We start from the raw sequence: 25,410 nt of genomic DNA on the forward strand, positions 1-25,410 counted from the left end.
CGGGGGCCCACCCCCCCCCCTCCCGCGCCCCCCGCGGGGGGGGCCCCCCCCCAACACGGCACGCGCCCCCCCGGGGTGGGGGGGGCCCGCTTCGACGTTCGAGCGATGGGCGAACGCCGGGGCTCGCGCGCGGGTCAGCCCTCGCCGAGCAGCTCCTGCATCGTCGCGATCTCGTCGGCCTGGGTGTCGGCGATCGCCTGCGCCATCTCGAGGGCGCCGGGGTGCGCCCCGTCGGCGAGCTCGGCCTCGGCCATCTCGATCGCGCCCTCGTGGTGCACGATCATCTGCTCGAGGAACAGGCGGGATGCCTCGTCGCCGGTGGCCTCGGCGAGGGCCGCCATGTCGTCGTCCGACATCATGCCGTCGCCTGACGATCCGTGATCCATGCCGCCGCCGTCGCCGTGGTCCATGCCCGGCATCGCGTCGTCGACGGCGCCCCACTCCTCGAGCCAGGTGTTCAGCTGGTCGATCTCGGGTTGCTGGGCGTCCTTGATCTGCGTCGCGAGGTCGCGCACGGCCGGGTCGATGCCGTCCTTCGCGAGCAGGTCGTCGCTCATCTCGACCGCCTGTTCGTGGTGCGGGATCATCATCTGGGCGAACATCACGTCGGCGTCGTTCTCGGAGCCGGGGTCGGTGCCGGCGCTCGTGCCGGTGCCGCCGCCTGCGGCGGAGCAGGCCGCGAAGGCGAGCGCTGCGGTCACGGCGATGGCGGCCGCGGCGGCGGCGCGCAGGGTCTGGGTCGTGTTCATGGTTTGCTTCTTCCGTCGGAGTCGTGAGTCGTGGATTCGATGCGATGCGGCTCCCGAGGGGGCGCCGCAGCGGCACGCGGTGCGGTCGCTCGGCATGCACGAGGTGCACGGGAGGCCGCTTCCGCGGTCGCGGGTCGAGGTCGACTCAGGTCCGACTGATGGAGAGTGCGATGAGGCTCGGTGGTCGCGGCGGTGCGCTGCTCCGCAGCAGCGCACGCGTGTCGTCGACGGCGCGTGCGACGGCCCGGGCCGCTCCGGGGGCGGCGACGATGAGCACGGCGACCGCGGCGACGAGCATGACGCACCCGAGCATCATGAGCGCGCAGTCGCCCAGGTCGGCCGGTGCGTGACCGGCACCCGCGATGGATGCCTCGGGCTCGGCGCGGGCCGCGTGGCGGGCGTCCGTCGCCGGGTTCGCATGGTGTGCGGCGGAGGTCGGCGCGACGTGCGTCGAGTGCTCCGGGCTCGATCCCGTCGCATGCATCGCGAGCAGGCCGACGATGAGGGCCGCCATCGCGACCACGCTCAGGAGCGTCGCCCGCGCGGTGCGCGAGGCCGGCAGTGCCGCACGACGGATCCGGTCGAGCATCGGGCGGTCACCTCCGGAAAGATGGGATACCCCCGTAGTGTATCGAACACGGGATGAGACCGGCTCGACGCGGCCGTCGAGGCCCTCGTCGGCGCCTCGGTCGGCCGATTCCATTCGATCCGTACGATGGCAGCGCCGGAATCTCGCGGTTAGGCTCGTGTGACGTCTGATTCCGGTGAAGGACATCGACCGATGTGGGGTGAACGCGCGGGGACGATCTCCGCCTCATACGGCCGGGCGCTCGCGACTTCTCTCGGAGCGAGCGACCCGGGCGATGCCGACCGTGATCAGCACGGCCGGCCGGTCGCGCTGCCCGCCGCCGGCGACACCGCCGCGGCCTTCGCGGTGCCTCAGGCCCGCTTCGCGTCGATCGTGCGACGCGTCTACGCACTGCTCATCGCGGCTGCCGTCTCGATCGTGCTGTATCGCGCATTCGTGCACGACGCGACGTTCGACGGCGGGGTCCTCGGCCATCGATCGCTCGACCCGGCGGGTCTCGTGCCCGCGATCGCGGGCGGCGCCGCCGTGTGCGCTGCGCTGCTCGTCGCCTCGGCGTCGCGCACGAGCCTGGCGGCGATCGCACACCTGCGGCTGCCGGGCCTCGGCGCGCGTCCGCGGGCGATCGCGAACGGACTCGCCTGGGCGTCGCTCGCCCTGCTCGCCGTGCACTTCACGGCGGCCGCGTTCGACCCCCTGCCGGGCGGGCACGGACTGTACGGGCTGCTGCTCGGTGGCGTCTTCGGCATCGGCACCTACCGACTGCACCGGCACGCGCTCGACCACGAGGCATATCGCACCTTCAACCTCGTCGCCATGCTGCTCGCCGCGGGCAGCCTCGCGAGCATGAGCATCACGCCCACGGGCGACTGGTGGACCCGCAACTTCTCGACCCTGGGCACGTCGAACGACCTCGCCGCGCTGTGCTTCAACGTCGCGGTCGTCGTGTCGGGCGCCGGCATGGCGGGCCTCTCCGGAGCGCTGACCCGCGCACTCGCGGTCGGACGGTTCGGCATCCGTCGTGGCGCCCGCACCACGATGCGGGTGCACATCGGCCTCGTCGGCTTCGGGCTCATGGGCGTCGGCGCCGTGCCGATCGACCGGGTGCCCGTGCTGCACAACGCGTTCGCCCTCCTCGCCGCGGCGGCGTTCGCGTCGCTCTGCCTCGGCACCCGCTGGTACGCGGAGCGCATGCCGCGCGGGTTCGTCTGCTTCTCGTACGTCGCGCTCGTCGTCGAGGTTGCGGCGATGGCGGGCTACGACCTGCTGGGGTGGTTCAACCTGACGGTGTTCGAGATCGTCGCGTTCACGCTCGTCTTCGCATGGTTGATCGCCCTCGTCGCGACCACCTCCGGTCACCGTCACCACGAGCAGCAGACGGATGCCGCGGGCTCGAGCCGAGGCATCCACCATGTCGCCCGTGGCCGTTCGCTGTCGGCGCACGCCGACCCGGAATCCTCCGCGCGGGCCGGCGTTATGTTCGATAGAGAGTTGAGTCAGATCGACTCAACATCATCGACCAGGAGGAATCATGGCCACCGCCTACGACCCGTTCCGCGACCTCGACCGGGTCGCGTCCGCCCTCTTCGACACCCGGCGCGGCCCGCGCCGCATGCCGATGGATCTCTACCGCGACGGCGACCACTACGTGCTGACCGCCGACCTGCCGGGGATCGACCCCGGCTCGGTCGACATCGACGTCGACGGCCAGCTGCTCACCATCCGAGCCGAGCGCACCCTGACGACCGGCGACGGCGTGAAGTGGATCACGCGCGAGCGCGAGGCCGCCTCGTTCCTGCGGCAGCTCAACCTCGGCCAGGGCGTCGACACCGACCGCATCTCCGCGAGCTACACGAACGGCGTGCTGAGCGTCACGATCCCCGTCAGTGAGAAGGCGAAGCCGCGCAAGATCGCGGTCGAGCAGGGGGATGCCTCGATCACGGCCGTCGACCAGGCGGCCGGCGACGACCGCGTCGAGCCGGTCGAGCAGTGAGCGACGCCCGCGCGGCCGAGCCCGCCGCCCTCGTGGAGATCACTCGCCTCGACGACCGGCAGCGGTACCAGCTGGTCGTCGACGGCGAGCGGGCCGGGTTCGCGCAGTTCCGGCTCGAGCCGGGGGCGATCGTGTTCACCCACACCGTGATCAAGCCCGAGTTCGGGGGCCGCGGCCTCGGCAGTCGCCTCGCGAAGTACGTGCTCGACGACGCGGTCTCCCGTGGCGACCGCATCGTGCCCGAGTGCCCGTTCATCGCGGCGTACCTGCGCGAGCACCCCGGCTACGAGGCATCCGTCGACTGGCCCTGAGCCCGCGAACCGGCCGTCGCCCGCCTGACCGTCGGAATCCCCCCGTTCGGGGCGATGCGGCGTACTCGGGCTGGCGGTTACGATTCGAGCACAACCCGAGTCCGTACCCGACCGGACCGGCCCGTTGCACCTCGACGTGCCGAGCGATCGGAATGTCCCTCTCGACCGCTCGGGTCAAGCTCGCCGAGCTCAGTTCGGGTCGCTCGGCGGGACGGTCTCCATGCGAGACCGCGATGGGGTGGGAGGTAGGGTTCCCACCCCATCGTCGTGCGCGGTCGCGACTCAGCGCGCGGCGGTCGTGCGGCGTTCCGCCGCGGCCTTCCAGGCGAAGTCCACGACCGTGGCGAGCACGATGATCGCGACCAGGGCGATCGCGGTCGCCGGCTCGTTCACGAGCGTCGTCGTGCAGAAGACGATGAAGGTGCCGAGCGTCGCGACGAGCGCGATGACGAGCACCACGATGTTCGCACCCGTCTCGCGGTAGATGCGGAAGTGCGCGACCGTCACCGCCGAGAAGACGAGCAGCGCGACCGCGCTGCCGATCGAGGCGATCTTGTTCAGGTCGAACCCGACGACGAGCACGATGGCGAGCACCGCCATCACGATGAGGCCGAACGGGAACCGGGCGAACGACCGGCCGAACACCGGCGGGAACTGCCCGACCGAGGCGAGGTGCTGGGTCATGCCGATCGAGGGGTACAGGCCGGCGTTCACCGCGCCCGTCGTCGAGAACAGCGCCGTGACGACCATCAGCACGTAGCCCGCCTGCCCGAGCGTGGGTTTCGCCGCCTCCGCGAGCGCCGTCGTGCCGTACTCGACGACCTGCTCGGCCGTCAGCGTGCCGAAGACGCCGAGCGAGACGGCGACGTAGATCGTCGTCGCGATCGCGAGTGCGAAGTAGATCGCCTTCGGCAACTGGCGCGACGGGTTCGGCAGGTCCTTCGCGGTGAAGGTGATGACACCGAAGCCGAGGAATGCGAAGAAGGTGAGCGCGACGCTCGCGATGATCTGCTGCAGGCCCGGGTAGCCGGCCGGGTCGAGCAGCGCCGGATCCCAGTTCGCGATCGTCACGGCGGCGAAGACGACGAGGATGGCGAGCACGACGACGACGATGACCGACTGCACCCGCGCGACGACCTGTGAGCCGACCGCGTTCAAGCACGACATGACCACGATGAGCAGTACCCCGAGCGCCTTCGCCCACCCCGGGTCGCCGCCCGCGACCACCGAGCTCGCGTAGCCGCCGAACGACGAGGCGATCATCGCGACGACGATCGACCCGGCCGTGAAGAAGAGCCACGAGCCGATGCCCGTGAGATGGCCCTCGCCGAGCCCCTTCGACAGGTAGGTGAGGATGCCGCCGCCCGACGGGTACTTCGCACCGAGCTTCGCGAACGAGTAGCCCTGCAGGGCGGCGATGATGCCGGCGACGAGGAACGACACCCACACGGCCGAGCCCGCGACGGCGCCGGCGGCGCCGAGCAGCGCGAAGATGCCCGCGCCGACCATCGAGCCGACGCCGATGAAGGTCGCCTGCAGCACCGTCATGCGCTTCTCCGGCACGTTCGCCGGCGGCTGGTCCGGCGTCGGCTCGTCCGCGGTCATGAGACCCCCACCCCTTCTCGGACCCGCCGGTGCTCAGGACCGCGCCGACGCCGCGACACCCCGGATGAAGAGCGTCTGCGCCGCGATCATGCGCTCGATCTCTCCGGGGTCGACCGACTCGTCGGACGCGTGGATGCGGGACTGCGCGGTGTCCTCAGCGCCCCAGAGGATGATCGCCGATCCGGGCGAGACCTTCTGCAGGGAGGCGACGAGCGGGATCGACGCCCCGCTGCCGATGTTCTCGACGGGCGCGCCGTAGGCGTCGGCGAGGGCGCTCTCGGCGGCGACGATCGCCGGATGCGAGGCATCCACCGCGAACGCGTGACCCACCTTCACCTTCTCGACCTCGACCTCGCAGTTCCACGGCCGCTGCGATCGCAGGTGCGACATGAGCGCCTCGAGCTGCGCGTCGCCGTCGGAGCCCGGCACGATGCGCATCGAGAGCTTCGCGGTGACCGAGGGCAGCAGCACGTTCGACGCCTCCGCCGTGTTCGGCAGGTCCATGCCGAGCACCGTCACCGACGGCTTCGCCCAGATGCGGTCGGAGAGCGAACCCGTGCCGAGGAAGTCGACGCCGGGCAGGATCGCCGAGCCCTCGCGGTAGACGTCCTCGTCCATGTCGGCGCCGCTCCACGCCGAGCTGTCGACGCCGGGGACGACCGTGTCGCCGTGCTCGTCGTGCAGGGTGTCGAGGATGCGGATCATCGCCGTCATCGCGTCGGGCGCCGCACCGCCGAACATGCCGGAGTGCACCGGGTTCGCGAGCGTGCGCACCGTCACGGTGCACGCGACATCGCCGCGGAGCGCGGTCGTGAGCCCGGGGCGGCCCACCTTCTGCGGGCCGATGTCGCCGATGACGTAGGCGTCGGCCGCGAACAGCTCGGGGTTCGCCTCGACGAAGCCCTCGAGATGCGAGATGGTCTCCTCCTCGCCCTCGACGAGGATCTTGATGCGGCACGGCCGGTCGGGCCCGATGAGCTTCAGCGTGCCGTAGTGGATGACGAGGCCCGACTTGTCGTCGGCCGCGCCGCGACCGTAGATGCGGCCGTCGGCCTTCGTCACGGGCTCGAACGGCGTGCTCGACCAGCCCTGGCTCTCGGGCGCCGGCTGCACGTCGTAGTGCGCGTAGAGCAGCACGGTCGGCGAGCCCTCCGGCCCGGGCAGGTCGGCGTAGACGCACGGGTAGCCGCCGGGCACGTCGAGGAGGCGCACGCCCTCGGCGCCGACCGCCTCGAACAGCTCGACCACGGCCTCGCCCATGCGGTGCACGGGTTCGGGGTCGAATCCCGGGAAGGCCACGGACGGGATGCGCACGAGGGCCTCGAGCCGTTCGATCACCTCGGGCATGAGGTCGGCGGCGGCACGCTTCAGGTCGTCGGTGTCTGGCATGGTCTCTCCTTCGATGGACGCTTCTGACGGAAGTCCGAGGTGTGCCGAACGGAGCGGGGCAGCTCGCGGTGCGCGACGTCGGGTCAGGCCGGGACGACGAGCTGGATCAGCAGGCCGGCGAGCACGACGGCGACCCACGACACCAGCATCGGGATCGTGAACGAGTGCCAGACCGGCACCTGGGTGAGCTTCGTCGACCCGGTGAGGTCGGTCTCGACCGCGGCGATCTGCGAGCCGTTGGCCGGGAAGAGCCAGACGCCGATGAGCGACGGCCACATCGCCGTGATGATGCCCGGGGCCAGCCCGGCGGCCAGCGCGATCGGGATCATCGTGTTCGTCGTCGCCGACTGGCTCGTCGTCAGGCCGCAGACGATGAAGAGGGCGACCGCGAGCAGCAGCGGGTTGGCCTCGATCATCGCGCCGAGCGGCTCGATGATCGTCTCCTCGTTCGCCGAGATGAACGTGTCGGCCATCCACGCGATGCCGAAGAGCGCGACGGCCGCGACGAAGCCGGCCTTGAGCAGCGGCTGTTCGACGACCGCCGACGGCTTGACCTTGCGCACGAGGATGATGACCAGGGCGACCGTGAACATGATCATCTCGATGACGGTCGACATGCCGATGGGCTCGAGGTTCCCCTCCTCGTCGGGGAACGCGGGGCGGAGCCCCGGGAACAGCCCGAGCAGCACGATGAGCATCGTGCCGGCGACGAAGATCCACGCCGAGATCGCGCCGCCCGGGGGCACGGGGTGCTCGATGCGCACGGGCTTCGCGTCACCGGGTGCCGCGGCCGAGGCATCCGACCCGCCGGTCTTCACGGCCGTGGCCGTCGTGCCGGAGCCGGCCTTCGCCGCGTAGCGGGCCTTCAGCGCCTCGGGGACCTCGACGGTGCCCGCCTCGACGCGCTTGAGGAACACCGGGTCGTCGAGCAGGTCCTTGCCGACCCGCTGCTGCACGATCGACGTCACGATGCACGCGACGATCGCGGCCGGGACCGTGATGAGCAGGATCTGCGGCAGGCCGTAGCCCGTGCCGTCCATGAGCACGAGGTAGGCGGCCATGGCCGCCGACACCGGGCTCGCGGTGATGCCGAGTCCCGAGGTGACCGTCGACGACGCGAGCGCCCGCTCGGGTCGCTGCCCGTTGCGGTACGCCGTCTCGTAGATCACCGGGATCAGGGCGAAGAAGATGTTCGACGTGCCCGAGAGCACCGTGAACACGAACGCGACGAGCGGCGCGACGTAGGTGAGCCGCTTCGGGTTCGCCTGGATGATCTTCGACGCGATCGCGACGAGGTAGTCGATGCCGCCCGCCGCCTGCATCGCCGACGACGCAGTGATCACCGCGATGATGATGAAGAAGGCGTCGACCGGGATCGAGCCCGGCGGCAGTTGGAAGACGAACACCAGGATGACCGTGCCGACGACGCCCCAGAGCCCGAGGCCGAGGCCCCCGGTCCGGACGCCGAGCACGATGGCCCCGATGACGACGCAGGCTTGCAGAACGACGAGCGCGATCTCCATGGCGGCCTCCCCAAGCCCCGACCCCTGGACTTCTTCTTGAGGCTGAGAGTATTGCTCGAAGGCGCCCTGCGTCTAGTCCCGTTCGGGGGGCGCTACTGCGGGTCGGCCCGCAGCCGGTTGCAGAGCTCGGTGAGGGTGTGCAGCTCGTCGTCGGAGAGCGCGTCGCCGAACTGCCGGTTGATGGCGTCCATGTGCGAGATCGCGACGCGGCGGAACAGGGCGAACCCCTCTTCGGTGATGCCGACGATCGTGCCGCGCCCGTCGGCGGGGTCGGGTGCCTTCGTGACGCAGCCGCGCGCGGCCAGACGGTCGACGAGTCGGCTCACGCTCGGCTGCGTGATGAGGACGCTGCGGTTGAGGTCTTTCAGGCGCAGTCGCCGACCGGGTGCGCGCGAGATGTTGAACAGCACGTCGTACTCGTTGAGCGAGATCACGTCGCTCGGGAACTCGGCCGCGAGCGCTCGCATGATGGTCACCTGTGCACGGAAGAGCGACTCCCACGCCGCGACGGTGGTCGCGCGATCGGCCATGCCGGCCCCCTTCGTCGATCGGACGCATCCAACAATAGGGAACCGCGAGAGGCGGCGCAGGAGGGAACGGTTGAGGGCCGGTCGTAGAGGCTGACGACCGGCCCTCGCCCTTGCACCAAGAGTGTCCTGCAATCACATTCCGCGCCGTCCGCCACAGCAAACAGCCGGCGCACTTCCGAATATATAACGGATCGGTAACAGGCGCTAGTTATCGTTCTGTGATTCTTCCGAGAGCCGATTCCAGCGGGATGATGGATTCATCAATCCATCAAACGAAGGATGTCTCGTGCCGCACCCCGACGCCCACCGGCCGCTCTACGAGGTGAAGGCGAACCTCTTCAAGGGGCTCGCGCATCCCCTGCGGGTGCGAGTGCTCGAGGTGCTCTCGGCCAGCCCCGAGGCATCCGTCTCGGAGCTGCTCGACGCCACCGGCCTCGAGGCCTCGCACCTCTCGCAGCACCTCGCCGTGCTCAAGCGCAACCTGCTCGTGGTCGCCGAGCGCCGCGGCAACCAGGTGTTCTACCGGCTCGCCTACCCGCAGGTCGCCGACCTGCTGCGCGTCGCCCGGGCGCTGCTCGGCGAGATCCTGCAGACGACCGAGCGGCAGCTCATCGAGCGCACCGGGCTGCCCGAAATCCCGCCAGCCGCGGTCGTGGGCTCGTGACCGGGTCGACGCCGGCGGCCGCCGAGCGCACGGCACGCACCGGCGCCCTCGCCCGCCTCGGGCGTGCGGCGCTCGCGCTGCTGCCGAGCCCGGCCGACTACCGCGACCTCCGCCGCACCTGGCGGGGCGACGTGATCGCTGGCATCACGGTCGGGATCGTCGCGCTGCCGCTCGCGCTCGCGTTCGGCGTCAGCTCGGGCGCCGGGGCCGAGGCGGGCCTCGTCACCGCGATCGTCGCGGGCATCGTGGCGGCGGTGTTCGGCGGCTCGAACGTGCAGGTGTCGGGGCCGACCGGTGCGATGGTCGTCGTGCTCGCCCCCATCGTCGCGTCGCACGGCGCCGGCGTGCTCGCGCTCGTGGGCGTGCTCGCCGGAGTGATCGTCGTCGTGGCCGGCGTGCTGCGGCTCGGCCGTGCGGTGAGCTACATCCCGTGGCCGGTCATCGAGGGGTTCACGCTCGGGATCGCGATCATCATCTTCCTGCAGCAGGTGCCGGCCGCGGTCGGCTCGGCGCCCGGCGAGAGCACGAACGCCGCGGTCGCGGCCGTGCAGTCGCTCGCGGCGGTCGAATGGCCGGATGCCGCGTGGTCGATCGGCATCGTCGCGGTCGTCGCCGCGATCATGCTCGTCGCACCGCGGCTGCATCCGAAGCTGCCCGGCTCGATCATCGCGATCATCGTCGTGAGCGCCGTCGCCGTGCTCGTGCAGGCCCCCGTCGCCACGATCGGCGAACTGCCCGCAGGGCTGCCGGCGCCGGCGCTGCCGACGACCGACTGGGCGGCCATGAGCGGGCTCGCAGGTGCGGCGCTCACGGTGGCCGCCCTCGCGGCCATCGAGTCGCTGCTCTCGGCGCGCGTCGCGGCGTCGATCTCCGACACCGGCCCGTACGACGCCGACCGCGAGCTCGTCGGGCAGGGGCTCGCCTCGGTCGCGGCCGGGCTCTTCGGCGGCATGCCGGCCACCGGGGCGATCGCACGCACGGCCGTCAACGTGCGCTCGGGCGGACGCACACGGCTCGCCGCTGTGGTGCACGCGCTGCTGCTGCTCGCGATCGTGCTCGTCGGGGGCGCGGTCGTCGCCGTCATCCCGCTCGCGGCGCTCGCCGGGGTGCTGATGGTCACGGCGACCCGCATGATCTCGTTCGCGACGGTGCGCACCGTGCTCGGCTCGACCCGGTCGGATGCGGTCGTGTTCGTCGTCACGGCCGTCATCACGGTGAGCTTCGACCTCATCTACGCCGTGCTCATCGGCATCGCCGTCGCGGCGTTCTTCGCGCTGCGCGCACTGTCGCGCTCGAGCGGCGTGCACCGCGAGGAGCTGCCGCCGCCGGCCGAGCCCGGCGACGAGCGCATCGCCCTGTTCCGGCTCGAGGGCGCCCTCTTCTTCGGCGCGGCCGAGCGCATGCTCGAACGCGTCGGCGACATCCGCGGCATCGAGGTCGTGATCATCCGCATGTCGCAGCTGCAGCTGCTCGACGCGACGGGCGCCCAGGTCATCACCGAGCTCATCACGGCGCTCGAGCGCCGTGGGGTCACGGTGCTCGTGAAGGGCATCCGCGCCGATCACCTCGGCGTCGCGACGCGGGTCGGCGTCGTGTCGTCGCTGCGTCACCAGAACCACCTGTTCGACGACCTCGGCCTCGCGGTCGCGCACGCCCGCAGCCACGTCGCGCGGGCGCACCCGGTGGCCGAGTAGCGCGCGACGAAGGATCATGCGTCTCGAGACGGGTGATCGGCCACCGGAGGGGCACTCGCGCGCAACTTGCAGGATGAGCCGGCCGGCGCCGCCCTATCCGGGCTTGCCGGATGGAATGTCCTGCAATCGCGTGCGAGACACGGCTGGCGGAGTGCCTGCCGTGCGGCATCCGGCTGCGACTTGCAGGATGAGCCGGCCGGTACCGCAGTATTCGAGCCCGCTCGACGCCTGATCCTGCGCATGCGGTGCGCGAGCTCGCCTCGGCACCGCAGGGCGCTCAGTAGAGGTCGGGCGACGGCGTCGAAGCCTGGCGGATGGAGACGTCCGCGTGACGGTCGAAGCGGTAGCCGACGCCGCGCACGGTGCGCACGATGTCCTGGTAGTGGGCGAGCTTCGAGCGCAGGCGCCGCACGTGCACGTCGATCGTGCGCTCGCTCGGCGCCTCGTCGTCGGCGTCCCACAGGTTCTCGATGAGCTCGTGGCGGTCGATCGTGCGGCCCTCGCGCAGCACGAGGTACTGCAGCAGCTCGAACTCCTTGTAGGTGAGGCCGGCGGCCTCGCCGTCGAGCAGCACGCGCTTGCGCGAGATGTCGATGATGACGCCGTTCGGGTGACGGTCGGCGTCGTTGCGGGTGCCCTTGCCCTCGCGCTGCTTCGCGAGGGCGGCCGGGTCCTGCAGGGCGAGGCGCACGACGTCGACGTCGCGGCCGCCGGCGCCCTCGGGGGCGAGGGCCACGGCGGCGTAGGTCTCCGACGACGGGGCGACCTCGGCGGTCAGGGCGCGGAGCGCCTCGACGATGCGGTGGAGCGTGGTGCCGTCTTCGGCGGCCTTTGCCTCGTCGATGCCGACGTAGAGCACGAAGCCGCGGGCCTCGGTGCCTTCGGGCACGGCGCGGACCCGGGGTGCGGCGGGCGTCGCGGCGGCGGGCCGGGCGACGGCGGCGGCCTCGGCGGCGACGGCCGAGGAGAGCGAGCGGAGCGGCGCCGCCGACGGGGCGGCGGAGAGCGACGGGGCCGTGCGGGCCTGCACCGGGCGGACGGCCGGGGCGACGGGAGCGGTGGCGAGTGCGAGAGACATGACGGGAATCCTTGTGAGTCGAAGGGTGCTGCAGACGACCCCGATCTGCGGGGTCGGAAACGAGAGGCCGATACGGCCGGCGAACCCCCGAGAGCCGGTGGGTTCAGTGGAGTCCGTGCCGACCTGGATGCGGGTCGGCTGCGGAACTCGGCGGTCGAGTCGCGGTCAGCGGCACATTCGACAACACATGGGCGCACGCGCCGACATCATGATGCCGGTCGTCCTGTTCACCTCGCGGGTGGTCAGGGTGCGTGCGTTGTCAGTCATGGGTGCGAGTAAATCCGAGAGTCGAGCGTGTGTCAATTCGTGACCCCCGGATGACGGGGTGTGACGTCGCAGCGGGTGCGCGTCAGCGCGAGGCATCCGGAGGATTCAGACGGCCGGATGCCTCGCATGAAAGAATCTGCGACGAATAGTGAATCTGTAAAATCTTCGTCAAGGGAGCTGCGCCACGGCGCGGCGGACCTCGCAGATCCTTCGAACCGGTGGAATCGGCGGTGCGCTTATACCGTGCCGTAGAGGCGGTCGCCCGCGTCGCCGAGGCCGGGCACGATGAAGCCGTGCTCGTTGAGGCGCTCGTCGATCGCGCCGAGCACGAGCGAGACCTCGCGCCCGTGCAGCGCCTTCTCGACCGCAGCGAGCCCCTCGGGCGTCGCGAGGATGCAGATCGCGGTCACGTCGGTCGCGCCGCGCGCGAGCAGGAACTCGATCGCGGCGCTGAGCGAGCCGCCCGTCGCGAGCATCGGGTCGAGCACGAAGCACTGGCGGTCGGAGAGGTCGTCGGGCAGCCGCTCGGCGTACGTCGTCGGCTGCAGGGTCTCTTCGTCGCGGGCCATGCCGAGGAAGCCGACCTCGGCGCTCGGCAGGAGCTTCACCATGCCCTCGAGCATGCCGAGACCCGCGCGCAGGATCGGCACGATGAGCGGCTTCGGGTCGGCGATGCGCACGCCCGTGGTCGGGGCGACCGGGGTCACGATGTCGACCGGCTCGACCCGGACGCCGCGGGTGCCCTCGTACGCGAGCAGGGTCATGAGCTCTTCGACGAGCGAGCGGAACACCGGCGACGGCGTGTTCTCGTCGCGGAGCACCGTCAGTTTGTGGGTGATGAGCGGGTGGTCGGCAACGTGGACTCGCATAGGCTCGATTCTAGGTTGCGGGGGTCTTCTTCCGTCAGGGGAGTTCGGCGAAGGGGTGAACGGCATGGATGCTTCGGGGCCGGCGATCCACCGCGAGTGGATGCGCCTGGCGCTCGCCGAGGCCGCCCGGGCGCCCGCGACCCGCGACGTGCCGGTCGGCGCCGTCGTGATCGACCGCGAGGGCCGCGTCGTCGCCTCGAGCCGCAACGAGCGCGAGCTGCACGGCGACCCCACGGCGCACGCCGAGGTGATCGCGCTGCGCCGCGCCGCCGAGGCGACCGGCGACTGGCGGCTCGAGGGCTGCACGCTCGTCGTCACGCTCGAGCCGTGCGTGATGTGCGCGGGCGCGATCCTCGCCGCGCGGGTGCCGACCGTGGTGTTCGGCGCATGGGACGAGAAGGCCGGCGCCGCCGGGTCGCTCTACGACGTGCTGCGCGACCGCCGGCTCAACCATCGGGTCGAGGTCTATGCGGGCGTCGAGGCCGAGGCATCCGCGGCGCTGCTGCTCGAGTTCTTCGAGGACCCGCTGCGCCGCCCCTCGTCGTAGTCCTCGAGGTTGCGGAGCCTGCGCACCGGGCTGAACCACACGATGAACGGGCCGAGCAGCAGGATGAACGCGGACCCGAGCAGCACCGACTGGCTGCCCACCTGCGCGGCGAGCAGGCCCGCGACGACGGCGCCGACCGGAATCATGCTCCACGAGACGAAGCGCACCGTCGCCATGACGCGCGAGAGCAGCTCGGGCGGGCTGGCCACCTGCCGGTACGTGCGCGTCACGACGCTGCCGGGCACGACCGCGGCGCCGAACACGAGGGTGCCGATCGCGAAGCACAGCCAGCCGGCCGCCCCGGCGCCGAGGGGAATGAGCGCGGCCCCGGCGAACCCGACCAGCCCGTCGACGAGCAGTACCCGTGCCGACCCGAAGCGGCGGACGAGCCAGGGTGTGGCCGCCGCGGCGAGCAGTGAACCGACGCCGTCGGCGGCGAGCAGCACTCCCACCATGGCGGGCGGCGCCTCGAGGTCGCGCACCAGGTACACCGCGAACAGTCCGGCCTGCACGCCGCAGACGAGGTTGACGACGCACGCCCACCAGGTGGCGGGCGCCATCACCGGGTGCCGCACCACGAACCGCCACCCCTCGGCGATCATCGCCCCCATCCCGGCGCGGGCGGCGCCGTCGGCCGGGGCGGGTTCGCGCCGCTCGGGCAGCCGGCGCAGGAGCAGCGCCGACGTGACGTAGGAGGCGACGTCGACGAGCAGCGCGGGCACCGCGCCGACCGCCTGCACGAGCAGGCCGGCGAGCGAGGGCCCGCCGAGCTGGGTCGCGGCCTGGGTGCCGGAGACGAGGCTGTTCCGGCTCGTCAGCTCGTGCTTCGGTACGACGGACGGCAGGAACGTCGTGTTGGCCGTGAAGTAGAACACCTCGGCCACGTTCACCGCGAGCGCCGTGAGGACGAGGTGCACGAGCGAGAGCTCGCCCAGCCACCAGACGAGCGGCACCATGACGATCGCCGCGGCGCGCACCAGGTCGGCGACGACCTGCGTCGCGCGCAGCGGCAGCCGATGCACGATCGCTCCCGCCGGCAGGCCGAGCACCACCCAGGCGAGGTACGACGACGCGGCGAGCAGGCCCGTCTCGACCGGACCGGCATGGAGCACGGTGACGGCCGTCAGCGGCAGCGCGACGGCGGTGACCGCGGTGCCGACGCCGCTCGTCGTGCTCGCGGTCCAGTAGATCCAGAACGGCCGTGCACTCGTGGCCACCGGCGACCTCCTCGATCGGGACGGGATCAGGTAAGTTCCATATTGGAACTTACAGTATGGACGAACCCCGGCGCATCAGCGGCGGGCAGGAGAGAATGGACGGCATGCGCCGCGAGGACCTCACCGACAGCTCGTGCGGCATCGCGCAGTCGCTCGCGATCGTCGGCGACTGGCAGAGCCTGCTGATCGTGCGCGAGGCCGCCGCGGGGGTCACCCGGTTCGACGGGTTCGCCCGCGAGCTCGGCCTCTCGCGTCGCGCGCTCGCCGAGCGACTCGGCGCGCTCGTCGAGCACGGGGTGCTCGAGAAGGTGCCGTACTCGGAACGGCCGCCGCGGCACGACTACCGCCTGACGGCGAGCGGCGAGGGGTTGCTGCCGGTGCTGCTCGCGCTGCAGGAGTGGGGCTCGCGGTTCGTCATGGGCGACGGCACGCTGAGCGGCGCGCTCGGCGACGGCGACCTCGCGCGGGTCCGCGCCCTCGAGGGAGCGCACGTACCCGACGTCGAGCTCGCGGCGCACGACGGGTCCGCCGCCCGTCTCGTCGACCCCGACCGGTGGACGGCGCTGTTCTTCTTCCCCGGCGCCTACGCGCCCGGCACGCACGGCTACCCGCCGCACTGGGGCGAGGTGCCCGGCACGACCGGCTGCACGCTCGAGTGCGTCACGTACGGCCGGCGCCACGCGGCGCTCGCCGAGGCCGGCGCACGGGTGCTCGGCGTGAGCACGCAGCATCCCGAGCAGCTCGCAGCCTTCGCGGCGCACGCCGACCTGCCCTACCTGCTCGCCTCCGACCAGGACGGCCTCGCAGCGTCAGCGCTGCGGCTCCCCGTGTTCCGCGCCGGCGGTGCCGATCGGCTGAAGCGCGTCACCCTGCTCGTCGACCCCGAGGGCGTCGTGCGGCACATCCAGGCACCCGTGACCGACCCGGCCCAGTCGGTCGACGACGTGCTCGCGCTCGTGCGCGATCTCGCCGGTCCTCCCACTCCTCGGGAGGCGTCGCGCATCGACGGCGGCGCGCACTCCTGACCCGGCGCGGTGGCCGGGCGGGCGGTCGCGCCTACTCGGCCGCCGCTGTCGTGGCGCGGGCGTCGAGCCCCGCGAGGTACTCGCCGAACAGCAGCGCGGATGCCTCCTGCGCGCGCCGGCCGTGCTCGGCGTGCCCGGCGCGCAGTTCGTCGCGACTCGTGCCGTGCTCGGGCAGCTCGTCGCCCCACGCGTCGAGCCACTCGTCGTGGATGACGTCGTCGACCTCGGGGTGGAACTGCACGGCGAGCAGCCAGTGGCCCTTCGCGAACGCCTGGTTCTCGTACTGCGGCGACGAGGCGAGTCGCACGACCCCGGAATCGGCCGGCAGCTCGAAGGTGTCGCCGTGCCACTGCACCGTCGGCACCCCGGCGAAGTGACGCAGCGGCGACGCCGCGCCCGCCTCGGTCGGCTCGACCTCGAGCCAGCCGACCTCCTTGCGCTCGCCCCGGTACGCCCGCCCGCCGAGCGATGCGGCGAGCAGCTGCGCACCGAGGCACACCCCGAAGACGGGGGCCTCGGCCGCGATGCGTTCGCGCAGCAGCTCGACCTCGTCGGCGAGGTACGGGTAGCGGTCGGTCTCGTAGACCGCCTCGTCACCGCCGAGCACGACGACGAGGTCGGCGCCGAGCGGGTCGAGCCCCGAGACGTCCGCGGTCGGGGTGTCGACCGTCACGATCTCGTAGCCGTTCGCCTCGAGCACCGGGCCGAGGTTGCCGAGGCCGATCGCCGAGTCGTGCCGCAGCACGAGCGCGGTGCGCGCGATCGCCGGCGCCGCGGAACCGGCCCGCGGACCAGCCGTCACTCGAGGCCCTTGATGACGATCGCGTCGGTCGGCGGCGCCGTCTGGTTCGGGTCGACGTAGACGTCGGGCTCGATGTAGATGACCCGGGCCGCGGGCACCGCATGCCGGATGCGCTGCTCGATGACGTTCGTCGCGGCGGCCACCTCGAGCAGGCGCTGGTCGGAGGCGAAGCCGAGCTTCGCGGCCACGAGCAGCTCGTCGGGCCCGAGGTAGAGGGTCTTCATGTGGATGATGCGCTCGGCCTCGGGACCGGCGAGGATCGCCTGCTCGATCTTCTGCACGTCGTCCTCGCCGGCGCCCTCGCCGACGAGCAGCGACTTCGTCTCGATGCCGAGCACGATCGCGACGACGACGAGCAGCGTGCCGATCATGAGCGTGCCGACCGCGTCGAACACGGGGTTGTGCGTGATCGCGGTGAGGCCGACGCCGAGGAGGGCGAAGACCAGACCGATGAGCGCCGCGACGTCCTCGAGCAGCACCACGGGCAGCTCGGGCGCCTTCGCGCGTCGCACGAACTGCACCCAGCTCTGCCGGCCGCGCACCTGGTTCGACTCCTTCACCGCGGTGCGCAGCGAGAACGACTCGAGCACGATCGCGATCACGAGCACGGCGATCGGCACCCAGATGTTCGTCAGCTCGTGCGGGTGCTGCAGCTTGTCGACGCCCTCGTAGATCGAGAACACGCCGCCGACCGAGAACAGGATGATCGACACGATGAACGCGTAGACGTAGCGCTCGCGGCCGTAGCCGAACGGGTGCTCCTTGTCGGCGACCTTGCGCGCCTTGCGGCCGCCGAAGATGAGCAGCACCTGGTTGCCCGAGTCGGCGAGCGAGTGCACCGCCTCGGCGAGCATCGAGGCCGAACCCGAGACCGCCCATGCGATGAGCTTCGTGATCGCGATGCCGAGGTTCGCGAGGAACGCCGCGATGATGGCTTTGGTACCGCCCGATGCACTCATGGCGTCAATCCTACGGAGGCCCGCGATCGCCCGCGTTCACGAAACCTAGGATGGTCGCATGAGTGCCGACGCCGTCGTGAAGCTGCCCGTCATCGCCTTCCTCGGGGCCGGTTCGATGTCGGGGGCGATCCTCTCGGGGCTCCTCCGGCCGGGTGTGGAGGCCGAGGGCATCCGCGCGACGAACCGGTCGGCGGCGAAGGCCGCCGCGCTCGCCGCGCTGCCCGGCGTCACGAGCTCTTCCACCGACGAGGATGCCTCGGCGAACCGCCGCGCGGTCGCCGGCGCGAAGGTCGTGGTCGTCGGGGTGAAGCCGGCGATGGTACCCGGCCTGCTCCGCGAGATCGCCGACGCGCTCGAGCCCGGGACGGTCGTCGTGTCGGTCGCCGCGGGCGTCACGGTCGCGACGTACGAGTCGCTGCTGCCCGACACGGTCAGCGTCATCCGCACGATGCCGAACACCCCGGCCGTCGTCGGGCGCGCCGTGACCGGCGTCTCGCCCGGCACCCGCTCGAGCGACGACGACCTCGCCCTCGCGGTCGCGCTCTTCGAGACCGTCGGCGACGTGCTCGTCGTGCCCGAGTCGCAGCTCGACGCGCTGTCGACGATCTCGGGCTCGGGGCCGGCGTACGTCTTCTACCTCATCGAGCAGCTCACGGCGACGGCGATCGACAAGGGCTTCACGCCCGAGCAGGCCGCGACCATGGTGCAGGGCACGTTCCGCGGTGCGAGCGAGCTGCTCGCCGACGCGGGCGAGGAGCCGGCCGAGCTGCGTCGCCGGGTGACCAGCCCGAAGGGCACCACCGAGCGCGCGGTCGCCGTGCTCGAGGAGGCGTCGCTCAAGCAGACGTTCGACCGCGCGACCGACGCCGCGCTCGCACGTGCCCGCGAGCTGGCGGCCGGCGCGTGACCGTGGGGCGTCGGTCGAGGAGCGACGGAGGAGCGTTTCGAGACCACGTCGGGGAGGGTCTCGAGACGGCGCTGCGCGCCGACTCGACCGCCGCCGGCCTCCGCCTCGAGGGTGAGCCGCGCTTCGCGTGGCGCGGCGTCATGCTCGACGTCGCCCGGCGCTTCCGGCCGGTGGCCGATCTCGAGCGGTTCATCGACCTGCTCGCCGCGCACCGCATCAACGTGCTCCAGCTGCACCTCACCGACGACCAGGGCTGGCGGTTCGAGGTCCGCGCCTACCCGCGCCTCACCGAGGTCGGCGGACGGCGTTCGCAGACCCAGCTCGGCCACGGGCCGCACTCGACGCTCGACGGGGTTCCGCACGAGGGCTGGTACACCCATGGCGAACTGCGCGGGCTCGTGCGATTCGCGGCGGCGCGAGGCATCCGCATCGTGCCCGAGATCGACGTGCCGGGGCACGCGCAGGCGATCCTCGCCGCGTATCCCGAGTTCGGGGTCGGCGGCGCCGAGGCCGTGAGCGAGCGCGTCGCCGAGCCGTGGCCGCGGTTCGGCATCAGCGACGAGGTGCTGAACGTCGACGACGCGACGCTCGAGTTCGTCGGCACCGTGTTCGACGAGCTGTGCGAGGTGTTCGACTCCGAGTTCATCGGCATCGGCGGCGACGAGGTGCGCAAGGATCGCTGGCGGGCCGACCCGCGCACGCAGGAGCTCATGGCCGAGCGCGGGCTCACGACCGAGGAGGAGCTGCAGTCGTGGTTCCTCGCGCGCATCGCCGACCGCGTACGCGGCCGCGGCCGCCGGGTCGTCGGCTGGGACGAGATGCTCGAGGGCCGCGACCCCGCACCCGACGCGATCGTGGCGTCGTGGCGCGGGCCGGTCGGCGCCGAGCTGGGCGCGCGGCTCGGGCACGACGTCGTGCTGTGCCCCGACCTGTGGACCTACCTCGACTACCGGCAGTCCGACCTGCCCGAGGAGCCGATCCCGGTCGGCACCGTGCTGTCGGTCGAGGACGTCGGCACCTTCGACCCCGTGCCCGCCGAGTCGCCGGCCTGGTTCGCCGACCGCGTGGCGGGCGTGCAGGCGAACGTCTGGTGCGAGCATCTCGACGGTCGCGATCGGCTCGACTACGCGGTGTTCCCGCGGCTCGGGGCGTTCGCCGAGGTCGCCTGGAACGGCGGGCCCGTCGACCCCGACGACTTCGCCGCGCGGCTGCCCGGGTATCTCGCCTGGCTCGATGCGCGGGGTGTCGCCTACCGGCCGCCCTCGGGGCCGCGGCCCGACCAGCAGCGGCCGGGGGTGCCGGGTGCGCCGCGCGACCGGGCCGACCGGCTCGCCGAGCTCGCGCGCCTCACGGCGAACCTCTGAGTTTCACGGCCGGGTGTCGATTTCGAGCGGCCGAGTTCGTCACCATGGTGTGACGAACGTCGTCACGTGCCCGAAAGGGCCGACGAAGGAGACGCCATGACCGACACGTACATGTACCTCATCCACGAGCCCGACTGGGACTCGGACGCGTTCCTGAACGGGGGCGGCGGCGTGCCCGGCGGCGACCCCGAGAACAACTTCCCCGCGCACAAGGCCTTCCAGGAGGCCGTCGTGAAGCTCGGCGCCCGCCTCGTCGGCGGTGCCGCCCTGCAGAACGCGCGGCACGGCGGGCGGGTCACCCCCGGCGACGGCGACCGGGTGCTCGACGACGCGGTCTACTCCGACGGGCCCTACCCCGACACGACCGAGGTGGTTTCGGGCTACTACCTCGTCGAGACCGACGACGAGCAGCTCGCCCGGCAGATCGCCGCCCTCGTGCCCACCGGCGGGCACATCGAGTGGCGCAAGGTGTTCCCCGTCTCGTGAGCGAGTCGGTCGCCGGCCTCGGCGAGGACTTCGTCGACGCCTGGCCGCGGATCGTGCGCGCCCTCGCCGCCTACACGGGCAGCGTGGACGACGCGCAGGAGTACGCCGCCGAGGCCGTCGCGAGGGCCGTCGCCCGGGCCGGCGACGGTCCGCCGCTCGGCTCGCTCGCCGCGTGGTGCATCGCGGTCGGCAAGCGCGCCTTCATCGACGATCGCCGTCGCGCCGCGACCGAGCAGCGCCACGCCGAGCGGGTCGCCGCCGAACAGGCGACGGCCACCGACGAGGATGCCTCGGCGGAGGCATCCTCGATCGACGGGCCGCTCTCGAGCGGCGCGCTCGACGACCGCCTCGCCCTCCTGTTCGTGGCGTGCGATCCCGCACTCACCGAGCAGGCGCGGCTCGTGCTCGCGCTGCGGCTGGTCTGCGGGCTCGACGTGCCGCGCATCGCCGCCCACCTCGGTGTGCAGCCCTCCGCCGCGGCCGCCCGGCTGACGCGCGCGAAGCACGCGCTCGCCGAGGCGCGCGGGCGGTTCCACGTTCCCGAGGCGCCCGAGCGGCGGGTGCGGCTGCCCGTCGTGCTCGCGAGCGTCGCGGGCATGTTCACGGTCGCGCACCGCGACGTGCTCGACCCGCAGACGCCGTTCGACGACCTCGGCCGGCAGGCGCTGTCGATCGCCGACGCGCTCGTCGCCGAGTATCCCGACGACGCCGAGGTGCGGGGGCTGCGAGCGGTGATCCGACTGGGCCTCGCCCGCCGGCCGGGGCGACTCGACGAGGCGGGCGCGGCCCTGCCGCTCGACGAGGTCGACCGCCGGCTGTGGGACCGCCGGCTCATCGAGGCCGGCCTCGACGACGCGGCGGCCGCGGCCGATCGCGGCGACGGGAGGTTCGTGCTCGAGGCCGCCATCGCGGGCCTGCACAGCACTGCGCCGAACTTCGCCGCCACCGACTGGGACCGGGTCGTCGGCTTCTACCGCGCGCTGGAACGGGTGTGGGGTGCGCCGTCGGTGACGGTCGCGCGGCTGTCGGCCGAACTGCACCGGGCGCTGCTCGCCTCGCCGTCGGGGGAGCGCACGGCCGTGCTGCGGAGGGTGTCGAGCGAGTTGCGCGCGCTCGCCGAGGGCTCGGCACCGTATGCGGCGGTCGACGCGAGGCTCGCGCTCGCCGACCTCGACTGGCGCACCGGGCGTCGCGCCGAGGCGTCGGCGCAGTACGCCGAGCTCGCCGGGCTCGTGCCGACCGAGCCGGTGCGGCGGTTCTGCCTGGCGCGGGCGGGCGCGACCCGCTGAGCACCCCGAGACGCAGATCGGCCGGGAAGCGACCATCGCTCCCCGGCCGATGAGGCGCGGTCGGGCGCTCAGCGCCGTCGACCGCCCGGGCCTCAGCCCGCGTGCTTCGCGTCGTGCCCGCGGCGTGCGTGGGTCACGGCGCGCACGAGCTTGACCACGAGGTACGTGGCGGCACCGAGCGCGAGGGCGGCAGCTCCGGAGAGCAGCCCGGCGTTCGTCGCCGTCGTCGTGCCGGCCTCGAGCTCGTTCAGGTAGCCGAACGTGAAGCCGATGAAGAACACCCATACCGCGACGATGACGGTCGTGGGGATGATTCCGATCCTTCGCATGTCACCTCCTTTCGCGTGACCTTCCAGTATAGCCGATTCGGAATGAAACACCTGAACAGGGGTGAATTCGCCGGAATGGATTGCGGGGCCGACGCCGCCGGGGCGCGCGCCGGGTGCACGTCGCTTCGCCATCCTTCCGCAGACGCCGAGCTCGGTTGGCTGCGCCCGGATGAAGGTGGATGATGGGCATCGAGCGGGCAGGACGCGGAGTCTGCCGGGTGTCGACGGCTTCGCGAGACGCTGAGGGCCGTGCTCCGGGAGGTGTTGGGGAATGAGCGTTGACGCCCTGACGGCACCGACGGGGCGCGAACCCGCACTGCGGTCACGCCTGCGCGGCGACGGCACCGCCGAGCGGGTGCTGGTCCTGGGCTCGACGGGGTACATCGGCGGGAGGCTCGTGCCGCGACTTCTCGCGGCCGGTTACGGCGTGCGGGTCCTCGTGCGCAGCCCCGAGCGGTTGGCGGCTTTCGCGTGGGGCTCCGACGTGGACGTGGTCGTCGGTGACGCCCGTGACGCCGACGTCGTCGGTCGTGCGATGCAGGACGTCGACGTCGTGTGGTACCTCATCCACTCGATGACGAGCGGCCGGCGATTCGCGGACCTCGATCGCAGGGTGGCGCTGGTCGCCTCACGGGCGGCACGTCAGGCGAACGTCCGCCGCATCGTGTACCTGGGTGGTCTGCACCCGCCGGGCGCGGAGCTCTCCGACCACCTGCGTTCCCGAGTGGAGGTCGGAGAGATCCTGCTCGGTTCCGGAGTGCCGACCGTGGCCCTGCAAGCGGGGGTCGTGATCGGGTCGGGGTCGGCATCCTTCGAGATGATCCGCCATCTCACCGAGGTGCTTCCGTACATGCCCGCCCCCCGATGGGTCAGGAACTTCATCCAGCCCATCGCGGTACGCGACGTGCTCTACTACCTCCTCGCCGCTGCGCACCTCCCGGCCGTGGTGAACCGGACGCTCGACATCGGCGGCCCGGACGTGTGGCGGTACGGCCAGATGATGAACGGCTATGCGATCGAAGCGGGCCTGCCGCAGCGCGGGATCGCCGCACTCCCGGTCCTCACGCCGAGCCTCGCATCGCACTGGGTCGACCTCGTGACCCCGATACCTCGTGCGCTGGCACGACCGCTGGTCGAGTCGCTGCAGAACGACTGCGTCATGCAGAACCACGACATCGATGCGCTCATCCCGCCGCCGCCGGGCGGGCTCACGCCGTATCGGGAGGCGGTGTCGTTGGCGCTCGGCCGCGTCGAGAACGACGAGGTCGAGACGAGTTGGCTCGATGCCAAGGTGCCCGAGGCGCCGAGCGACCCGTTGCCCAGCGACCCCGACTGGGCGGGTCGCACCGTGTACACCGACGATCGATCGCGAGAGACCTCCGCGAGCGTCGCGGCGCTGTGGTCGGTGATCGCCGGCATCGGCGGCGAGAACGGGTGGTACTCGACGCCGCTGCTCTGGTCGCTCAGAGGCTGGGCCGACCGGCTCGTCGGCGGTGTCGGCCTCGCGCGCGGGCGTCGCAGCCGAACGCGTGTCGCCGTCGGCGACGCGATCGACTTCTGGCGGGTCGAGGCCTGCGAGGAAGAACGCCTGCTCAGGCTCCGCGCCGAGATGAAGCTGCCGGGCAGCGCGTGGCTGGAATTGCGTTGCGAACCCAACGGCGGCGGTTCCCGGTACACCCAGCGGGCCGTGTACTTCCCCAAGGGCCTGACCGGACGCCTCTACTGGTGGGCGATCCTCCCGTTCCACGGCATCATCTTCGCCGGCATGCAGAACCTGATCGTCGCGATCGCGGAGGGCAGGGATCGGGCCTCGATGCCGAGTCCGCCCGGCGGCCACTCGACCTCGAAGTGACGCGGTCGCGGCGCGAGACCGGCGGCATCCGGTCAGCGCCGCCCGAGCAGCACCATCACCTCGAAGTGTGTCGTCTGCGGGAACATGTCGAACACGCGCGCCCGCACCGGCCGCAGCGACGGCATCGCCGCGAGGTCCTTCGCGAGCGAGGCGGCGTTGCAGCTCGAGTACAGCACGTGCGACACGTCGGATGCCTCGAGCCAGTGCGCGAGCTCGGGGCCGATGCCGCGCCGGGGCGGATTGACGATGACGAGGTCGGGGGCGTCGGCGGGCCGCGCGCGAAGCGCGAAGTCGGTCGCGTCGCCCGCGGCGAACCGGAGGCGTGAGAGCGCGGCATCCGTTCTGCTCAACTCGGCGCTCGCGACCGCCTCGACGCTCGTCTCGATGCCCGTGACCGCAGGGCCCGCGCCGTCGGCCGAGCCCGCGGTGCTCGCCGAGCCGGCTGCGCCGGCGATGTGCAGGGCGAACCCGCCGACGCCCGAGTAGAGGTCCCACGCCGAGTCGGGGGCGAGGTCGCGGATCCAGGTGCGGGCCTCGGCGTAGAGCGCGGCCGCGATCGCGGTGTTGGTCTGGAAGAAGCTCTGCGGGCGCAGGTGCATCGTCACGTCGTTGAGCCGCATCGGCAGTGTCTCGGCCTCGGTGAGCACGATCTCGTGCTCGCCCTCGAGCACCGCCTTGTGCTCGGGCAGCACGTTCGCGGTCACGACGCGCGCGTTCGGCAGCTCGGCGAGGAGCGTCGGCAGGTGCTTGCGGATGCGGGCGACCGGCTCGGTCGAGCGCAGCACGAAGCGCACCATGAGCTCGCCGTCGGGCGACTCGGTGACGATGAGGTGCTTGAGTTCGCCCGAGCGACGGCGTACGTCGTACGGAGTGATACGGGCGAGGGTGATGAAGCGGGCGAGCACGGGGAACGCCGCCCGGTGGCCGTCGGAGCAGATGCCGCACGCCTGCAGGTCGATGCCGTAGCCGTCGGCGTCGAGGATGCCGATCGTGGGAGCGTCGACCGTGCCGCCGACGACCATCTTCGCCTTGTTGCGGTAGGCGTCCTCGCGACTGGCGACCGGCGGCTCCCAGTGGCCGACGCCGAACGGCGCGAGCAGCGCTTCGGCGTGCGCCTGCTTGTCGGCGAGCTGGAGGTCGTACCGTCGGCCCATGAGCGCGCACGAGGTACAGCGCCCGGCGTCGAAGTACGAACAGTCCACGGGTTCAATCCTCGCATCCGGCCCGCCCGCGCCGGGATGTCGAGCGAACGGACGGGACATGCGGGCGACGACGATCCGCGCGGCATCGCGGCTGCGTCGCCGCTGCGGATTCCGTCGGATCGTCGGTCGGCGACAGACGAGTTCGACCGACTTCGCAGATTGTTCAACGAAAT

At 71.9% G+C, this 25,410-nt stretch carries 25 protein-coding genes; 11 read left to right on the forward strand and 14 right to left on the reverse strand.

Going from position 1 to position 25,410, the window contains the following annotated elements:
- Positions 1–134: 134 nt before the first annotated feature.
- From ACWGPE_RS14170 to ACWGPE_RS14180, 3 genes are all read right to left on the reverse strand, one after another.
- Positions 135–749: a DUF305 domain-containing protein gene (locus tag ACWGPE_RS14170; RefSeq protein WP_452048931.1), complete on the reverse strand. Its 615-nt coding sequence runs from the start codon at positions 747–749 to the stop codon at positions 135–137.
- A gap of 145 nt (positions 750–894) precedes the next feature.
- On the reverse strand, positions 895–1,338 hold the full coding sequence (locus ACWGPE_RS14175; RefSeq protein ID WP_452048932.1) for a DUF6153 family protein: 444 nt from the start codon (positions 1,336–1,338) through the stop codon (positions 895–897).
- A 225-nt stretch (positions 1,339–1,563) separates the two neighbouring features.
- On the reverse strand, positions 1,564–2,778 hold the full coding sequence (locus ACWGPE_RS14180; RefSeq protein WP_452048933.1) for a hypothetical protein: 1,215 nt from the start codon (positions 2,776–2,778) through the stop codon (positions 1,564–1,566).
- 88 nt (positions 2,779–2,866) lie between these two features.
- Between ACWGPE_RS14180 and ACWGPE_RS14185 the strand changes: the two genes are divergently transcribed.
- Both ACWGPE_RS14185 and ACWGPE_RS14190 read left to right on the forward strand, forming a co-directional pair.
- Positions 2,867–3,328 carry an Hsp20/alpha crystallin family protein gene (locus ACWGPE_RS14185; RefSeq protein WP_452048934.1) on the forward strand — a complete coding sequence of 154 codons (462 nt, stop codon included), beginning with the start codon at positions 2,867–2,869 and terminating at the stop codon, positions 3,326–3,328.
- Complete coding sequence (locus tag ACWGPE_RS14190; protein WP_231428882.1) at positions 3,325–3,639, forward strand: GNAT family N-acetyltransferase; 315 nt, start codon at positions 3,325–3,327, stop codon at positions 3,637–3,639. Before ACWGPE_RS14185 ends, ACWGPE_RS14190 begins: the two co-directional genes overlap by 4 nt.
- 282 nt (positions 3,640–3,921) lie before the next feature.
- Here the strand turns inward: ACWGPE_RS14190 and ACWGPE_RS14195 are convergent, their stop codons facing one another.
- From ACWGPE_RS14195 to ACWGPE_RS14210, 4 genes are all read right to left on the reverse strand, one after another.
- Positions 3,922–5,244, reverse strand: a complete 1,323-nt coding sequence (locus tag ACWGPE_RS14195; RefSeq protein WP_452048935.1) for an APC family permease — start codon at positions 5,242–5,244, stop codon at positions 3,922–3,924.
- 33 nt (positions 5,245–5,277) lie between these two features.
- Positions 5,278–6,633: a M20/M25/M40 family metallo-hydrolase gene (locus ACWGPE_RS14200; protein ID WP_231428880.1), complete on the reverse strand. Its 1,356-nt coding sequence runs from the start codon at positions 6,631–6,633 to the stop codon at positions 5,278–5,280.
- An 83-nt stretch (positions 6,634–6,716) separates the two neighbouring features.
- On the reverse strand, positions 6,717–8,156 hold the full coding sequence (locus ACWGPE_RS14205) for an SLC13 family permease (protein ID WP_231428879.1): 1,440 nt from the start codon (positions 8,154–8,156) through the stop codon (positions 6,717–6,719).
- Between the two features lie 92 nt (positions 8,157–8,248).
- On the reverse strand, positions 8,249–8,686 hold the full coding sequence (locus tag ACWGPE_RS14210; protein ID WP_231428878.1) for a MarR family winged helix-turn-helix transcriptional regulator: 438 nt from the start codon (positions 8,684–8,686) through the stop codon (positions 8,249–8,251).
- A gap of 286 nt (positions 8,687–8,972) precedes the next feature.
- Between ACWGPE_RS14210 and ACWGPE_RS14215 the strand changes: the two genes are divergently transcribed.
- Entirely contained in the window at positions 8,973–9,350 is a 378-nt protein-coding gene (locus ACWGPE_RS14215) for an ArsR/SmtB family transcription factor (RefSeq protein WP_231428877.1), read from the forward strand.
- 77 nt (positions 9,351–9,427) lie between these two features.
- Positions 9,428–11,044, forward strand: coding sequence for a SulP family inorganic anion transporter (locus ACWGPE_RS14220; RefSeq protein WP_452048951.1), 1,617 nt, complete (start codon positions 9,428–9,430; stop codon positions 11,042–11,044).
- Positions 11,045–11,321: 277 nt separating this feature from the next.
- On the opposite strand, the gene ACWGPE_RS14225 is transcribed toward ACWGPE_RS14220, so the two are convergent.
- The gene (locus tag ACWGPE_RS14225; RefSeq protein ID WP_231428876.1) at positions 11,322–12,122 is read right to left on the reverse strand and encodes a winged helix-turn-helix domain-containing protein; all 801 of its coding nucleotides are present in this window, start codon (positions 12,120–12,122) and stop codon (positions 11,322–11,324) included.
- A gap of 503 nt (positions 12,123–12,625) precedes the next feature.
- Entirely contained in the window at positions 12,626–13,258 is a 633-nt protein-coding gene (gene upp, locus ACWGPE_RS14230; protein WP_231428875.1) for a uracil phosphoribosyltransferase, read from the reverse strand.
- 64 nt (positions 13,259–13,322) lie between these two features.
- Here upp and tadA point away from each other — a divergent pair, with 64 nt between their 5' ends.
- On the forward strand, positions 13,323–13,805 hold the full coding sequence (gene tadA, locus ACWGPE_RS14235) for a tRNA adenosine(34) deaminase TadA (RefSeq protein ID WP_231428874.1): 483 nt from the start codon (positions 13,323–13,325) through the stop codon (positions 13,803–13,805).
- Here the strand turns inward: tadA and ACWGPE_RS14240 are convergent.
- The gene (locus ACWGPE_RS14240) at positions 13,724–15,022 is read right to left on the reverse strand and encodes an MFS transporter (protein ID WP_452048936.1); all 1,299 of its coding nucleotides are present in this window, start codon (positions 15,020–15,022) and stop codon (positions 13,724–13,726) included. The two genes, tadA and ACWGPE_RS14240, sit on opposite strands and share 82 nt — an antisense overlap.
- A gap of 104 nt (positions 15,023–15,126) precedes the next feature.
- Here ACWGPE_RS14240 and ACWGPE_RS14245 point away from each other — a divergent pair, with 104 nt between their 5' ends.
- A complete protein-coding gene (locus ACWGPE_RS14245) occupies positions 15,127–16,047 on the forward strand; it encodes a winged helix-turn-helix transcriptional regulator (RefSeq protein ID WP_231428872.1) in 921 nt (306 codons plus the stop codon).
- A gap of 31 nt (positions 16,048–16,078) precedes the next feature.
- Here the strand turns inward: ACWGPE_RS14245 and ACWGPE_RS14250 are convergent, their stop codons facing one another.
- Together ACWGPE_RS14250 and ACWGPE_RS14255 are read right to left on the reverse strand one after the other, a co-directional pair.
- Entirely contained in the window at positions 16,079–16,849 is a 771-nt protein-coding gene (locus ACWGPE_RS14250; RefSeq protein WP_275506106.1) for a glutamine amidotransferase-related protein, read from the reverse strand.
- Positions 16,846–17,808, reverse strand: a complete 963-nt coding sequence (locus ACWGPE_RS14255) for a cation diffusion facilitator family transporter (RefSeq protein WP_231428870.1) — start codon at positions 17,806–17,808, stop codon at positions 16,846–16,848. The genes ACWGPE_RS14250 and ACWGPE_RS14255 overlap by 4 nt, the downstream gene beginning before the upstream one ends.
- Positions 17,809–17,866: 58 nt before the next feature.
- Between ACWGPE_RS14255 and proC the strand changes: the two genes are divergently transcribed.
- The 4 genes from proC (at position 17,867) to ACWGPE_RS14275 (ending at position 21,854) form a co-directional block, all read left to right on the forward strand.
- Complete coding sequence (gene proC, locus ACWGPE_RS14260) at positions 17,867–18,715, forward strand: pyrroline-5-carboxylate reductase (protein ID WP_376930771.1); 849 nt, start codon at positions 17,867–17,869, stop codon at positions 18,713–18,715.
- Positions 18,712–20,079, forward strand: a complete 1,368-nt coding sequence (locus ACWGPE_RS14265; RefSeq protein ID WP_452048937.1) for a beta-N-acetylhexosaminidase — start codon at positions 18,712–18,714, stop codon at positions 20,077–20,079. Before proC ends, ACWGPE_RS14265 begins: the two co-directional genes overlap by 4 nt.
- A 96-nt stretch (positions 20,080–20,175) precedes the next feature.
- Complete coding sequence (locus ACWGPE_RS14270) at positions 20,176–20,565, forward strand: YciI family protein (protein ID WP_231428867.1); 390 nt, start codon at positions 20,176–20,178, stop codon at positions 20,563–20,565.
- Entirely contained in the window at positions 20,562–21,854 is a 1,293-nt protein-coding gene (locus ACWGPE_RS14275) for a DUF6596 domain-containing protein (RefSeq protein ID WP_452048938.1), read from the forward strand. Before ACWGPE_RS14270 ends, ACWGPE_RS14275 begins: the two co-directional genes overlap by 4 nt.
- Before the next feature lie 92 nt (positions 21,855–21,946).
- Here ACWGPE_RS14275 and ACWGPE_RS14280 read toward each other — a convergent pair whose 3' ends face one another.
- Positions 21,947–22,183 (reverse strand): hypothetical protein, encoded by a 237-nt coding sequence (locus ACWGPE_RS14280; RefSeq protein WP_231428865.1) that lies wholly within the window; start codon positions 22,181–22,183, stop codon positions 21,947–21,949.
- Positions 22,184–22,454: 271 nt separating this feature from the next.
- Between ACWGPE_RS14280 and ACWGPE_RS14285 the strand changes: the two genes are divergently transcribed.
- On the forward strand, positions 22,455–24,035 hold the full coding sequence (locus ACWGPE_RS14285) for an SDR family oxidoreductase (RefSeq protein ID WP_452048939.1): 1,581 nt from the start codon (positions 22,455–22,457) through the stop codon (positions 24,033–24,035).
- 32 nt (positions 24,036–24,067) lie between these two features.
- Here ACWGPE_RS14285 and rlmC read toward each other — a convergent pair whose 3' ends face one another.
- The gene (gene rlmC, locus ACWGPE_RS14290) at positions 24,068–25,237 is read right to left on the reverse strand and encodes a 23S rRNA (uracil(747)-C(5))-methyltransferase RlmC (RefSeq protein WP_231428863.1); all 1,170 of its coding nucleotides are present in this window, start codon (positions 25,235–25,237) and stop codon (positions 24,068–24,070) included.
- Positions 25,238–25,410 lie beyond the last annotated feature (173 nt).

This window comes from Agromyces sp. NPDC055658, assembly GCF_053618155.1.

What these genes read in the sequence shown, in the direction of transcription:
- ACWGPE_RS14280 (WP_231428865.1), bottom strand. Translation starts at nt 22,183, where the DNA reads ATGCGAAGGATCGGAATCATCCCCACGACCGTCATCGTCGCGGTATGG.
- ACWGPE_RS14185 (WP_452048934.1), top strand. Translation starts at nt 2,867, where the DNA reads ATGGCCACCGCCTACGACCCGTTCCGCGACCTCGACCGGGTCGCGTCC.
- ACWGPE_RS14195 (WP_452048935.1), bottom strand. Translation starts at nt 5,244, where the DNA reads ATGACCGCGGACGAGCCGACGCCGGACCAGCCGCCGGCGAACGTGCCG.
- ACWGPE_RS14170 (WP_452048931.1), bottom strand. Translation starts at nt 749, where the DNA reads ATGAACACGACCCAGACCCTGCGCGCCGCCGCCGCGGCCGCCATCGCC.
- ACWGPE_RS14200 (WP_231428880.1), bottom strand. Translation starts at nt 6,633, where the DNA reads ATGCCAGACACCGACGACCTGAAGCGTGCCGCCGCCGACCTCATGCCC.
- tadA (WP_231428874.1), top strand. Translation starts at nt 13,323, where the DNA reads ATGGATGCTTCGGGGCCGGCGATCCACCGCGAGTGGATGCGCCTGGCG.
- ACWGPE_RS14270 (WP_231428867.1), top strand. Translation starts at nt 20,176, where the DNA reads ATGACCGACACGTACATGTACCTCATCCACGAGCCCGACTGGGACTCG.
- upp (WP_231428875.1), bottom strand. Translation starts at nt 13,258, where the DNA reads ATGCGAGTCCACGTTGCCGACCACCCGCTCATCACCCACAAACTGACG.
- proC (WP_376930771.1), top strand. Translation starts at nt 17,867, where the DNA reads ATGAGTGCCGACGCCGTCGTGAAGCTGCCCGTCATCGCCTTCCTCGGG.
- ACWGPE_RS14210 (WP_231428878.1), bottom strand. Translation starts at nt 8,686, where the DNA reads ATGGCCGATCGCGCGACCACCGTCGCGGCGTGGGAGTCGCTCTTCCGT.
- ACWGPE_RS14285 (WP_452048939.1), top strand. Translation starts at nt 22,455, where the DNA reads ATGAGCGTTGACGCCCTGACGGCACCGACGGGGCGCGAACCCGCACTG.
- ACWGPE_RS14255 (WP_231428870.1), bottom strand. Translation starts at nt 17,808, where the DNA reads ATGAGTGCATCGGGCGGTACCAAAGCCATCATCGCGGCGTTCCTCGCG.
- ACWGPE_RS14245 (WP_231428872.1), top strand. Translation starts at nt 15,127, where the DNA reads ATGCGCCGCGAGGACCTCACCGACAGCTCGTGCGGCATCGCGCAGTCG.
- ACWGPE_RS14205 (WP_231428879.1), bottom strand. Translation starts at nt 8,156, where the DNA reads ATGGAGATCGCGCTCGTCGTTCTGCAAGCCTGCGTCGTCATCGGGGCC.
- ACWGPE_RS14175 (WP_452048932.1), bottom strand. Translation starts at nt 1,338, where the DNA reads ATGCTCGACCGGATCCGTCGTGCGGCACTGCCGGCCTCGCGCACCGCG.
- ACWGPE_RS14225 (WP_231428876.1), bottom strand. Translation starts at nt 12,122, where the DNA reads ATGTCTCTCGCACTCGCCACCGCTCCCGTCGCCCCGGCCGTCCGCCCG.